The sequence below is a fragment of the Rhodospirillum sp. A1_3_36 genome, from assembly GCF_047263945.1.
GTDB lineage: Bacteria > Pseudomonadota > Alphaproteobacteria > Rhodospirillales > Rhodospirillaceae > Rhodospirillum.
Map to the genome: position 1 here is coordinate 33,042 of NZ_JBLAVB010000011.1, position 12,548 is coordinate 45,589.

Sequence of the window (12,548 nt, forward strand, 5' to 3'; positions counted from 1 at the left end):
AGAGCATAGATGAGTGACGTGACGACGACCAAAGGCTCCGTCCCCGCCAAAAAAGACGCGTCCGGCATCCGCGAGGCGGGCCTGTCCCGGCGTGGCCTGCTGAAAGGAGCTGCGGCTGTGGCCGGCCTGGCCGCCGGGTCTGGTGCCTTGACCGGCTTTCCCACCATTTGGGCCCAGAACATTAAAAACGTCACCCTGCGCCAGTTCGGCACGGGCGTGTCCAACCAGAACGCCATTGCCGAGAAGGTGAAAGAAGATCTGGGTTTCAATTTGGAACTGACGGCCCTGGATTCCGACGCCGTGGCCCAGCGGGCGGTGACCCAGCCCCAGTCCTACGACATTGCCGATATCGAATACTGGATCTGCAAGAAGGTCTTCCCATCGGGTGTCATGCAGCCCATGGATGTCTCCAAGATCAAGAACTACGACAAGATCGCCAAGCTGTTCATCACCGGCAAGCTGACCCCGGAGAGCGTCATCGCCCAGGGCACCGCCCCCCACACGGTGGGCTTCGTGGAAGGGGAGGACTCCACCACCTTCGCGGACGCCCCCACCGGCTGGATGACCATGATCCCGACCATCTACAACGCCGACACCCTGGGCATCCGCCCGGATCTGACCAAGGAGGTCTCCTCCTGGGGAGACTTGCTGGATCCGGCCTACAAGGGCAAGGCTTCGATCCTCAACATTCCCTCGATCGGCATCATGGACGCCGCCATGGTCTCGGAGGCCCTCGGTGAGGTCTCCTACGCCGATAAGGGCAATATGACCAAGGAAGAGATCGACAAGACCATCGCACTGATGATCAAGGCCAAGAAGGACGGCCAGTTCCGCGCCTTCTGGAAGTCCTTCGACGAAAGCGTGAACTTGATGGCCTCGGGCGAGGTGGTGATCCAATCCATGTGGTCCCCGGCCGTGGCCGCCGTGCGGTCCAAGGGCATCCCCTGCAAGTACCAGCCCCTGAAGGAAGGCTACCGCGCCTGGGGTGGCGGCATCGGCATGGCCAAGCACCTGACCGGCCTGGAACGCGACGCCGCCTATGAATACCTGAATTGGTACCTGTCCGGTTGGGTCGGCGCCTACCTGCTGCGCCAGGGCTACTACTCCGCCTGCCCGACCACCGCCAAGGAGTTCATGACCGCCGACGAATGGGGATACTGGATGGACGGCAAGCCCGCCGAAGGCGAGATCAAAGCCCCCGATGGCAAGGTCATGGAAGAGCCCGGCGCCATCCGCGACGGCGGCTCCTTCCTGGAGCGCATGGGCCGGGTGGCCTGCTGGAACTCGGTCATGGATGAGAACAAATACATGATCCGTAAGTGGAACGAGTTCATCGCGGCGTAAACGGATAAACGTCCGAACAACTGGGCTGCCGCCCAGACCCGTTTGGGGGCCAATGCCCCCAAACCCCCATTTTTTCTATGCATGGGGGTCCGGGGCCTCAGGCCCCGGCGGGGGGCGGGGCAGAGCCCCGCTTGGTGCCAACAAACCAGGAGACCCACTATGTCCGCCTCCGAAGCCGTCCAGTCCGCCGAGGGACCCAAGGGCCTGGCGCGCCTTGGAACCAACACCCTCTCCTGGTTACAGGCCGCCCCCCTGACCCTGGTCCTGGCGCTGTTCCTGATTTTCCCCATCGTGACCATCGTCATCGTCAGTTTCTGGGATTATAGCGAATATGCCCTGATCCCGGATCTGATCCTCGACAATTACACCTATCTGCTGAGCTCTCCGGTCACTTGGTCGATCTTCCTGTCGACCCTGGGCTATGCGGCGGCTTCGTGGATTTTGACCCTGCTGATCGGCTTCACCGTGGCCTATTTCCTGGCCTTCCACGTCCGCACGCTCACCTGGCAGATCGTCCTGTTCATGGTCTGCACCATTCCCTTCTGGACATCCAACGTCATCCGCATGATTTCCTGGATCCCGGTGCTCGGGCGGAATGGGCTGGTCAACCAGGGACTCATGGGGGTGGGGATCATCGACCATCCGCTGGAGTTCCTGCTGTTCTCGGACTTTGCGGTCATCCTGGCCTTCGTGCACCTGTATACCCTGTTCATGGTGGTGCCGATTTTCAATTCCATGATGCGCATCGACCGCTCCCTGTTGGAGGCCGCTGCGGACCAGGGGGCGAGCGCCTGGCAGACCCTGTGGTCCGTCATCGTGCCCCTCTGCCGTCCGGGGATCGTTATCGGGTCCATTTTCGTCGTGACCCTGGTCATGGGCGACTTCATCACCGTGCGCCTGATGAGCGGCGGCCAAGGAGCCTCGGTCGGGGTGATGATGAACAACGAGATTTCCCTGTTGCAATACCCCGCAGCCGCCGCCGACGCCGTGGTTCTGCTGGCCGTGGTCCTGCTGATGGTCTTCGGCATGCTCAAAGCCGTCGACATCCGGCGCGAACTCTAGATCAAACCGCCCTAAATCGGAATCGATTCAGGGCGGATAATTTGATCTAAAATCATATGGTTAGAGCATCGCGTGGACCGGAAAACCGGTTCCCACTTTTCCGCTCGATGCTCTAAAAAAGGGGAGACATACGCCATGCAGTCCGAAGCCCGATCCAAGGCCTTTCCCTATCTGGCCGCCTTCTTTGCGCTCTTCGTCCTGTTCCTCTACGGGCCGATGATTGCCATTTTCACCCTGTCCTTCCAGGGGCCGGAAGGGGGGCTGACCTTCCCCATGCGGGGTGTCTCCCTCCATTGGTTTGCCAATCTGTTCGAGCCCCAGATGGTGGGAGACTTCGGCGGATCCCTCCAGCGCTCCCTGACCTTGGCCTTGGTCGTCATGGTGCTGACGGTGGTCATCTCCGTCAGCGCGGGCCTCGCCTTCCGGCGGCGCTTCAAGGGATCGACCACACTGTTTTATCTGACCGTCACCAGCCTGATCGTGCCCTCGATCCTGGTCAGCCTGGGCATTGGCCTGATGTTCCGGGTGCTCGGCTGGCAACCGAATTGGTGGAGCTCGGCCCTCGGCGCCCATCTGACCTGGACGCTTCCCTTTGGCCTGCTGATCATGTTTGCCGTGTTCAACCGCTTCAGCCCCTCCTATGAAGAAGCCGCCCGCGACCTGGGCGCCACACCCTGGCAGACCATCCGCCATGTGATCCTGCCGATCATCGCCCCCAGTTTGATTGGGGTGGCCATGTTCGGCTTCACCTTGTCTTATGACGAATTCGCCCGAACCCTCATGACCTCCGGTGTCAACAATACCCTGCCGCTGGAGATCTATGGCATGACCACCAACGTCACCACGCCGGTTCTTTATGCTCTGGGAACCGTCACCACGGTCTTTTCCTTCACGGTGATCGGCGTCTGTCTGGCCGCCGTCACCCTCACCCGCCGACGTCGGCTCCGCCAGGGCTCCGATGCAGGCAAGGGAGTTCTGTAATCATGCCCCGCCTTTTGGTCGTCAATCCCAACACCACCGAAAGCATGACCGCCAAAATCGGCGCGGCGGCCCAGGCTGCCGCCTCGCCGGGCACGGAGATCATCGCCCGCAACCCGGCCATGGGTCCGGTCAGTGTCGAAGGGTGGTACGACGAGGCTTTCTGCCTGCCCGGCCTGTTGGAGGAAATCGCCCGGGCGGAGGGGGAAGGGGTGGATGGCCATCTGATCGCCTGTTTCGATGACCCGGGCCTCGACGCTGCCCGAAGCCTCGCCAACGCCCCCGTCGTCGGCACCTGCGAGGCCGGCATGCGCCTGGCGCCGCTGATCGCCAATCGCTTCGCCGTTGTCACCACCTTGTCGCGCTCCGTGCCCACCATCGAGCACCTGGCCCACCGCTATGGCGTCACCGAGCGCTGCGCCATCCGGGCAAGTGACATCCCTGTCCTCGACCTGGACAAACCGGGCTGCGCGGCGGAAGATCGCATCGTCGAGGAAATCCAATACGCCATCCGGGATGACAAGGCCGAAGCCATTGTGCTCGGTTGTGCGGGCATGGCCGACCTTCCCTCTCGACTGGCCGCGCGTTGCGGCGTTCCCGTCATCGACGGCGTGGCCGCAGGCGTGCGCCTGCTGGAGGGGTTGGCGGGCCTGGGGCTGCGGACCAGCAAAGTCGGCCCCTATGCGCCACCGCGTTCGAAGACCTATACTGGGGCTTTCGCCAAATACGCGCCGGAGTAGCCATGCCCCAAGCCTTCACCGTCCGCCAAGCCAGTGAACCCGAAGCCGCCGCCCAACTGATCGATTGGGCCAGGGCAGAGGGGTGGAACCCGGCCCCAACCGACGCGGCCACCTTCCACGCCGCCGACCCCAAGGGCTGGTGGCTGGCCGAAACCCTGGGGGGAGAAGCCATCGGCGGCCTCTCCCTGGTCCATTCCGATGACCGGAGCTTCGCCTTCCTGGGGCTCTACATTGTTCAGCCCGATTGGCGGGGCAAGGGCGTGGGATTGGCCACCTGGAACGCGGCCCTACAGAACTGCACCGCCGACACGGTCGGCCTTGACGGGGTTCCCGCCCAACAGGCCAATTACGCCAAATCCGGCTTCTCCCTCTCTTTCACCAGCCACCGTTTTTCCTTCTCCGCCGACGCTCTGCCCCCAACCAAATCCGAAGGCCTGATCGACCTCGCCGGACCGCCGGGGCCCGATCTGCTGGCCCTTGACCAGACCACGGCCTACCCCGCCAGCCGACAGACCTTCCTGTCCCGATGGTATACTCAGCCCGGATCCATGGCCCGAGGGCTCGTTCGGGACGGAACCCTGGTGGGCTGCGGGGTTATCCGTGCCTGCCATCAGGGCCACAAGGTCGGTCCCCTCATCGCCCCGGACCTGGAGGGCGCCCTTCACCTGCTCGCCGCCCTTTCCGAAGCAGCAGGGGCAAGGGAACTCATCCTGGATATCCCGGAGATCAATCCGCTGGGTGCCACCCTGGCCCGGGAACTCGCCGCAGAAACGGCCTTCGAATGTGCCCGGATGGTTCGCGGCGCCTCCCCTGCCCCCCTGGATCTTGACCGTCTTTGGGGCATCACCACCTTCGAGCTGGGATAGAAGAAAACCGTTCCATACACCCGGAACATGGTATAACAACGGCAATCGTCAACATGACTGTCGACAATCAAGCTTTGGACGCCAAGGACATGTCGCGCCTGACCGTAGCCACCCTTCAACCGGCCCCCCTTCACACGGGCGAAGACATGACCGAGGACGACGTGCACCGCCACATCGCCGAGGCCATCATCGACCGCCGTCTGCCCCCGGGCACAAAGCTGGTGGAACAAAATCTGGCGGGCATCTTTTCCGTCAGCCGAGCCCGGGTGCGCTCCGCGCTGACCCGTTTGGCCCACGAAAAAATGGTCACCGTTGAGCCCAACCGGGGCGCCCGGGTGGCCTCGCCTTCGGTGGAAGAAGCCAAGCAGGTCTTCGAGGCCCGGCGATTGATCGAAGATGGCATTGTCCGCGCCGCCGCCGCGAAAATGACCGACCCCGCCCGCGCCCGGTTGGAAGCCCATATGGCCGCAGAGGCCGACGCCCATCTCCGCCGGGATCGCCACGCGGTGATCCGCCTATCGGGGGATTTCCATCTCCTGCTCGCGGAGATCGCGGGCAATGACGTGCTGATGGACTTCCTCAGGGAACTGGTCTCCCGGTCCTCCCTGGTCATCGCCGTTTACGAACGCCCCGGCGCCACCGATTGCTCCCACCACGGCCATGACGCCCTGCTGGAGCGCCTGATCGCCCGTGACGTGGATGGCGCCGCCGCATCCATGGCCGATCATATGGACGAAATCGCCGATAGCCTTGACCTTACCTCCCACCGGGAGGACGGCGTGGACTTGAAGCGGGTTTTCTCAGACATCCTCAAGGACAGCCCATGATCGACTGCGACACCGCGGGGCGCCGTCTCATGGCCCGCTGCGACGCTCTGGCCGCCCTGAGCCAAGAGGGCGCCACGGCCTTGACCCGCCTCTATCTGACCCCCGAACATGCCCAGGCCAACGCTCAGGTTGGCCTGTGGATGGGCGAATCGGGCATGACCCACCGGGTGGATGCCCTGGGCAACATCATTGGCCGCTACGAAGGCACGGACCCTGACGCTCCTGCGGTCCTGATCGGCAGTCACCTGGACACGGTGCGTGATGCCGGGCGCTACGACGGCATGCTCGGCGTTGTCACCGGCATTGAGGCCGTGGACGCCCTGCATCGGGCAGGCAAGCGCCTCCCCTTCCCCATCGAGGTCTCCGGTTTCGGTGACGAAGAAGGGGTCCGCTTCGGCGCGACCCTGATCGGCAGCCGAGGGCAAGCCGGAACCCTGGACCCGGGCACCTTGGACGCCCTGGATCGGGATGGTATCAGCCTGTTCGAAGCCTTGAACGCCTTCGGCCTGGATGCCTCCCGCTGGACGGAGGCCGCCCGCCCCTCCGGATCCCTCCTGGCCTATTTGGAAGTCCATATCGAGCAGGGGCCCCTGTTGGAAAGCTTGGGGCTGCCCCTGGGTGTCGTCACGGCCATTGCCGGAGCAACCCGGCGGAGTTATCGGCTGGTCGGCATGGCCGGGCATTCCGGGACGGTCCCCATGGAGGCTCGCCGCGACGCCCTCGTCGGCGCGGCGGAGGCCATCCTGGCCGTGGAGGCCGTCGGTCGAGACCATGGTGTCGTGGCCACCGTGGGCCAGGTGGAGTCCCTGCCCGGCGCCGTCAATGTCATCCCCGGGGCCGCCCGCTTCACCCTCGACCTGAGGGCCGCAGACGATGGGGCACGGGCAAGGGCTCTTGCTGATTTGGACAAACGGCTGGAGTCCCTCGCCCGCCGTCGCAACCTGATGCTCTGCATGGAGCCCCTCCATGAAAACAACGCGACCCCCTGCTCTCCCCACCTGATGGCGACCTTGGCCCATGCCCTGGAGGGAGTCGGCCAGCCGGTTCACCAGCTGATGAGTGGCGCGGGTCACGACGCCATGGCCTTCACCGATCTGGTGGCAGTCGCCATGCTCTTCGTCCGCTGCGCGGGCGGCATTTCCCATAATCCCAAGGAGCGCATCACCGCCGGGGATGCCGGGCTCGCCGCCAAAGTGCTCCATGACACCCTTCTTTTGCTCGCCGAGGATTTTTCCCGATGACCTTTGATCCCACCGCCCCCAGCTCTTCCCTTGGGGCCTCCCTCGCGGCTGCGGTCGACTCCCTGCACGCCGATCAGGTCCGGTTCCTGGGGGAACTGGTCAAGGTGCCCTCGGACAACCCGCCCGGCGACTGCCTGCCCCATGCGGACCGGGCTGCGGTGCTGCTGGAAGCCCTGGGCTTCACCGTGGAACGGCACCCCGTACCGGACGCGCTGGTGCAGGCCAATGGCATGATCTCCGCCACCAACCTTGTGATCCGCGAGCGCTTCGGCGAGGGACCGGTGGTGGCCCTGAACGCCCATGGCGACGTGGTCGCCCCCGGCGACGGGTGGACCCATGCCCCCTATGGGGCAGACATCGTCGATGGCGTGATGTATGGCCGGGGTGTGGCCGTCTCCAAATCCGACTTTGCCACCTACGCCTATGCCTTGCTGGCCCTCAAACAGGCGGGCGCGACCCTTAAGGGTACCGTGGAACTCCACCTGACCTACGACGAGGAGGCCGGCGGCTCCATCGGCCCAAAATGGCTGCTGGACGAGGGTATCAGCAAGCCCGATTACGCGGTCTCTGCGGGCTTTTCCTATCAGGTGGTGACGGCTCATAACGGATGTCTCCACCTGGAGATCACGGTGTCGGGCAAATCGGCCCATGCTGCCCGCCCCGACACGGGACATGACGCCCTGGAGGCGGCAACCACCCTGATGGGCGCCCTCTATGGCCTGCGGGACACACTGTCGCAGACCAAATCCCAGGTCACGGGCATCGACACCCCCACCCTGGTGATCGGCCTGATCTCCGGCGGCATCAACACCAATGTGGTTCCGGACAAGGTGACCTTCCGCCTGGACCGCCGCATGATCCCGGAAGAGAACGCGGCAGAGGTCCAGGCCGAGATCGAAACCCTCTTGACCGAAACCGCCAAGGGGATGGAGGGCATCACCCTGGACATACGACGGATCATGCTGGCCGTTCCCTTTGGTCCGGTTCCCGGCTCCGACCGACTGGCCGAAGCCTTCCAGACCGCCGCGGAAGCGGCCATGGGCGAGCCCGTTCCGACGGTGGGCGTGCCGCTGTACACCGATGCCCGCCACTATTCCGAAGCCGGGATTCCCACCGTGCTCTATGGTGCCGGCCCCCATTCGCTCCTGGAGGCCAACGGTCACCGGGCCGATGAGAAACTGGTCCTGGAGGACCTGCGCAAGGCAACCCTGGCTGTGGGATCGGCCCTGGCGACTTTACTGGCATAAGGGTGGCCCGGCTTTTGAAAACCTTGCCGGCCGGACCCGGCAACAGGCCGTCACGGGGCTTTGCTCCGTCCCCCCCCTCTTTGGTGAGACTGGGGCCGAAAGGCCCCAGACCCCGGGCATTTATTGGCCGAAAGGCCCCAGACCCCAGGAAAAAAATGGGGGTTTGGGGGCATTGGCCCCCAAATGGGCTTGGGCAATCGCCCAAAAAGACGAGACACTGTCGTGTCCTATGATCCCACAAGGATCTACCACCTGAGCTTTTCCCGCACCCCTTCCACGGCGTTGTCGACACCACTGGTGGCGGACTTGCCTTGGCTGTAGCCCCGACCGGTCATGCAGGAGTTCAGCGCCCGTTTGTAGATACGCTTGGCGTCATAGGCCGCCATCTGGGCGGTGGGGCTGACGGAGGAGTTGATACCGCTCACATCCTCCCCATGAATGGCACCGGATTTGCGCATGGCCTCGTCGTCTGCGTACCGCTTGCAGTAGGCATAATCTGCACGCAAGCGGCCATCATCGGCGCCCCCGGCGTTCCGCCAATTGGGATCTGAGGATCCGCAGGCGACCAGCACCAAAGTCAGGGGCAAGACGGCGACAGCAGACAGACGGAAAGAAGACATGACGCAAAATCCGTTTCTATAAAGAGAAGGGCTGAAACGAGAGGGACCCTCTGGGTATCATGATTGGGGGGCAACAGTCACCCGCCCCCTTAGGTCAACAGGTTGAGCATCGAGTGGACCGGAAAACCGGTGCCCACTTTTCCGCTCGATGCTCCAACACAAAGGAGCCTTCCCCATGTCCGAGGACTTGATCCACCTGTCCGCCGTCGATGCCGTCGCGGCCCTCAAAACGGGTGAGGTCTCGCCCCTCGACCTGCTCGACGCCCAGGAAAAGCGGATCGCCGCAGTGGACGGTGCCGTCAATGCCCTGCCCACCCGCTGTTTCGATCGGGCAAGGAAGCGGGCGAAAGCCCTCATGGCCCGAGCCGGGAACCTGGATCCCACCTCTCCCGGTTGGCTCGCTGGCTTGCCCATCGCCGTCAAGGACATGAACCCGGTTGCCGGCGTGCGAACCACCTTTGGCTCGCCCATTTACGCCAACCATGTGCCGACCCGGTCCGATGTGATGGTCTCAACCCTGGAACGCCATGGGGCACTGGTCTCGGCCAAGTCCAACACGCCGGAATTCGCCGCCGGCGCCCATACCTTCAACGACGTCTTCGGTGCCACGAAGAACCCCTGGGATCTCAGCAAATCCTGTGGCGGGTCGTCCGGTGGATCGGCGGTGGCGCTGGCCACCGGCATGGCTTGGCTGGCCACCGGCTCCGACCTTGGCGGATCCCTGCGCATCCCTGCGGCCTTCAATGGGGTGGTCGGCCTTCGCCCTTCTCCCGGCCGGGTAGCCCAGGGTCCCCTGGCAGACCCCTTCTCCCCCCTTTCCATGGAAGGCCCCATGGGCCGAAGCCTCGCCGATTGCGCCCTGATGCTCGACGCCATGGCCGGGCGGGATCCGCTTGATCCCCTGTCGCGGGACGCCCCCGCCCACTCCTTCCTGAGCGCCGCCCAAAGGCAGAGCCTGCCCCGCCGGGTGGCCTGGTCCGCCGATCTGAACGTAACCCCCATGGCGGCGGTCCAAAGGGAGGTCGCCGAGGCCGCCACCCGCCGCTTCGGGGGTCTGGGCGCCGACCTGGTAGAGGCAAGATTGGATCTTTCCGACGCCATGGCCTGCTTTCAAACCCTGCGGGCCGTACAATTCGCCACCGCCATGGCCCCCCTTTTGGAAAAGCACAGGGATCGGCTGAAACCCGAAGTCGTTTGGAACATCGAGAAAGGACTGGCCCTGTCCGTCGACGAGGTGGCCCGGGCCAACAGAACCCGGGCGCGCATCGTCCAGCGCATGGCCCGCCTGTTCGAAACCGTCGATGTCCTGGCCACACCGACCACCTGCGTCCCCCCCTTCCCCCTGGAGCACCGCTACGTTGAGGAGGTCGAAGGCCAAACCCTCGCCACCTATGTGGACTGGCTGGCCATCACCTTTGCCATCACGGTAACCGGATGCCCAGCCCTGTCTCTTCCCGCAGGCTTGACACCCGAGGGGCTGCCCGTGGGTCTGCAACTGGTGGGCCGTCCCGGTGGCGAGGCCGCGCTGCTCTCCCATGCCGCCGCCCTGGAGGCGGACATCGGTTTCTTCCGGTCTTTGCCCATGACGCCCGAGACTTAATCCGAAACCGAGATCAATAATTGCGTGTCTGGCCAAGACAGGCCTCCGTCATCGTCCCGTCCCTTTTTTGGCGTCTGTGAGAGACCTATAGTGAGCCGGAGTTTAGAAGGTCGGTGCGAAGGCGGCCTTTCCTGTTCATTCCGCGAAGGGAGTTCGCCATGAGCGACGATTTGATCCTGTACTATTTCGAAGACCTGAAGGAGGGCATGAGTGCCAGCTTGGCCAAGACCGTAACCGAGTCCGACATTTACACCTTCGCAGGTGTGTCCATGGATACCAACCCGGCCCACCTGAACGAAGAATACGCCAGCCAGACCATGTTCAAGGGGCGAATTGCCCATGGCATGTTGGCCGCTGGCTTTATCTCCGCCGTTCTCGGCACCAAGCTGCCCGGCCCTGGCGCCATCTACGTGGGCCAGACCTTGAAGTTCAAGGCGCCGGTGCGCATTGGCGACACCGTGACGGCCAAGGTGGAGGTCACCGCTCTGGTTCCGGCCAAGAAATTTGTCACCCTGCGCACCCTCTGCACCGTGGGTGGCAAACCCGTGGTGGACGGCGAGGCCACGGTGATGGTCAACGCCCGCCCTGCGTAAGCCCCGGATTTGTTTCCGGCAAGACGGGTGGCGCCCGTTGCGCCGCCCCTTTTAATGTCCTACTTCTAGGGCGTTGTTCACTTGATCTGTCCTCCTTGGAGGATATGGTTCACCCGAAATATCCTCCTTGGAGGATATGCTTCACCCGAAATATCCTCCTTGGAGGATATGCTTCACCCGAAATATCCTCCTTGGAGGATATGCTTCACCCAATGGGACGGATAGTCCGAACGCCCATGCGTCTTTTACGCCATTATACCGAACTTCCCGATCCCCTACGCGGCGGCAGCATAGCCCTGGGCAATTTCGACGGTGTCCACCTGGGTCATCAGGAGGTCATCCGCGCCGCAGGAGCCCTGGCGGACATGCATAATGTCCCCCTGGGCGTCATGACCTTCGAACCCCATCCCAGACGCTACTTCCAACCCGACCTCCCGCCCTTTACCCTCACGCCCTTCCGGCTGAAAACCCATCTCATCGCCGAACTGGGGACCGATTTTCTCTATGTGCAGGCCTTCGACAAGGCCCTGTCGAGGGGATCGGCGGAATGGTTCGTCGAGGAGGTTCTGGTGGCCGGTCTCGGTGTATCCCATGTGGTGGTCGGGCAGGATTATGCCTTCGGCCATAAGCGAGGGGGCAATGTGACCCTGCTGCAGGCCATGGCCCAGGACCTGGGTTTCGGCGTCACGGCTGTGGCGCCGGTCAAGGATGAGGGGGGGATGATTTATTCCTCCACCCGGGTGCGGGACTGTCTGTCCAAGGGGGAATTGGCAGAGGCCCGGGCCATCCTGGGCCACCCCTGGGAGATCGAGGGCCGAGTGGAACATGGCGACAAGCGGGGGCGCACCATCGGCTTCCCTACGGCCAATATCCGCCTTGGTCCCTACCAACACCCCTTGACCGGGGTCTATGCCATAACCGCCGGGGTGGACGAGGGGATCGTCACCCACTTCCGCCCTGGGGTGGCCAATTTCGGCAAACGCCCCACCTTCGATAAGCAAGATCACCTGCTTGAGGTCCACCTGTTCGACACAAACGAGGATCTGTATGGCAAGCATTTGCGGGTGCGGTTCCACCATTTCCTCCGGCCGGAGCGCACCTTCGATGGACTTGAGTCTCTCAAGACCCAGATCGCCGAAGATGCCGCCCAGGCCAAACGGTTGATGGCCAACGGACCGGATTAGAGGTTTTTCAAGCCCGACCCGAAATGACTTTCAGTATTTCAACACCTTAGAGCATCGAGCGGAAAAGTGGGAACCGGTTTTCCGGTCCACTCGATGCTCAACTTATTGAATCTAGATCAGCTTGAGTCAAGCAGGGGGAGTCGATACGGGGCTTTGCCCCGTCCCCCACTGGGGCCGAAAGGCCCCAGACCCCAAATGGGCTTGGGCAATCGCCCAATGAATACGAAACAGTGTCGTGTACCCTGG

The 12,548-nt window shown here is 63.4% G+C and carries 12 protein-coding genes; 11 read left to right on the plus strand and 1 reads right to left on the minus strand.

What is annotated here, in order from left to right; translation table 11 throughout:
* Window positions 1-9: 9 nt before the first annotated feature.
* From ACLIRY_RS19320 to ACLIRY_RS19355, 8 genes are all read left to right on the plus strand, one after another.
* Window positions 10-1,344 carry an ABC transporter substrate-binding protein gene (locus ACLIRY_RS19320; protein ID WP_413207061.1) on the plus strand — a complete coding sequence of 445 codons (1,335 nt, stop codon included), beginning with the start codon at window positions 10-12 and terminating at the stop codon, window positions 1,342-1,344.
* A 159-nt stretch (window positions 1,345-1,503) separates the two neighbouring features.
* Window positions 1,504-2,406: an ABC transporter permease gene (locus tag ACLIRY_RS19325; protein WP_413207062.1), complete on the plus strand. Its 903-nt coding sequence runs from the start codon at window positions 1,504-1,506 to the stop codon at window positions 2,404-2,406.
* 135 nt (window positions 2,407-2,541) lie between these two features.
* On the plus strand, window positions 2,542-3,387 hold the full coding sequence (locus ACLIRY_RS19330; RefSeq protein WP_413207063.1) for an ABC transporter permease: 846 nt from the start codon (window positions 2,542-2,544) through the stop codon (window positions 3,385-3,387).
* A gap of 2 nt (window positions 3,388-3,389) precedes the next feature.
* Entirely contained in the window at window positions 3,390-4,124 is a 735-nt protein-coding gene (locus ACLIRY_RS19335; protein WP_413207064.1) for an aspartate/glutamate racemase family protein, read from the plus strand.
* A 2-nt stretch (window positions 4,125-4,126) separates the two neighbouring features.
* Complete coding sequence (locus ACLIRY_RS19340; RefSeq protein ID WP_413207065.1) at window positions 4,127-4,990, plus strand: GNAT family N-acetyltransferase; 864 nt, start codon at window positions 4,127-4,129, stop codon at window positions 4,988-4,990.
* Window positions 4,991-5,043: 53 nt separating this feature from the next.
* Window positions 5,044-5,817 (plus strand): GntR family transcriptional regulator, encoded by a 774-nt coding sequence (locus ACLIRY_RS19345; RefSeq protein ID WP_413207066.1) that lies wholly within the window; start codon window positions 5,044-5,046, stop codon window positions 5,815-5,817.
* Window positions 5,814-7,058, plus strand: a complete 1,245-nt coding sequence (locus ACLIRY_RS19350) for an allantoate amidohydrolase (RefSeq protein ID WP_413207067.1) — start codon at window positions 5,814-5,816, stop codon at window positions 7,056-7,058. Before ACLIRY_RS19345 ends, ACLIRY_RS19350 begins: the two co-directional genes overlap by 4 nt.
* The gene (locus ACLIRY_RS19355; RefSeq protein WP_413207068.1) at window positions 7,055-8,305 is read left to right on the plus strand and encodes a M20/M25/M40 family metallo-hydrolase; all 1,251 of its coding nucleotides are present in this window, start codon (window positions 7,055-7,057) and stop codon (window positions 8,303-8,305) included. Before ACLIRY_RS19350 ends, ACLIRY_RS19355 begins: the two co-directional genes overlap by 4 nt.
* A 245-nt stretch (window positions 8,306-8,550) precedes the next feature.
* Here the strand turns inward: ACLIRY_RS19355 and ACLIRY_RS19360 are convergent, their stop codons facing one another.
* The gene (locus ACLIRY_RS19360) at window positions 8,551-8,925 is read right to left on the minus strand and encodes a hypothetical protein (RefSeq protein ID WP_413207069.1); all 375 of its coding nucleotides are present in this window, start codon (window positions 8,923-8,925) and stop codon (window positions 8,551-8,553) included.
* 175 nt (window positions 8,926-9,100) lie between these two features.
* Between ACLIRY_RS19360 and ACLIRY_RS19365 the strand changes: the two genes are divergently transcribed.
* The 3 genes from ACLIRY_RS19365 to ACLIRY_RS19375 all read left to right on the plus strand — a co-directional run bounded on the left by ACLIRY_RS19365 (window position 9,101) and on the right by ACLIRY_RS19375 (window position 12,302).
* Window positions 9,101-10,525 carry an amidase gene (locus tag ACLIRY_RS19365; RefSeq protein ID WP_413207070.1) on the plus strand — a complete coding sequence of 475 codons (1,425 nt, stop codon included), beginning with the start codon at window positions 9,101-9,103 and terminating at the stop codon, window positions 10,523-10,525.
* 158 nt (window positions 10,526-10,683) lie between these two features.
* Window positions 10,684-11,118: a MaoC family dehydratase gene (locus ACLIRY_RS19370; protein ID WP_413207071.1), complete on the plus strand. Its 435-nt coding sequence runs from the start codon at window positions 10,684-10,686 to the stop codon at window positions 11,116-11,118.
* A 236-nt stretch (window positions 11,119-11,354) separates the two neighbouring features.
* Window positions 11,355-12,302 carry a bifunctional riboflavin kinase/FAD synthetase gene (locus tag ACLIRY_RS19375; RefSeq protein ID WP_413207072.1) on the plus strand — a complete coding sequence of 316 codons (948 nt, stop codon included), beginning with the start codon at window positions 11,355-11,357 and terminating at the stop codon, window positions 12,300-12,302.
* The last annotated feature ends 246 nt before the right edge of the window (window positions 12,303-12,548 follow it).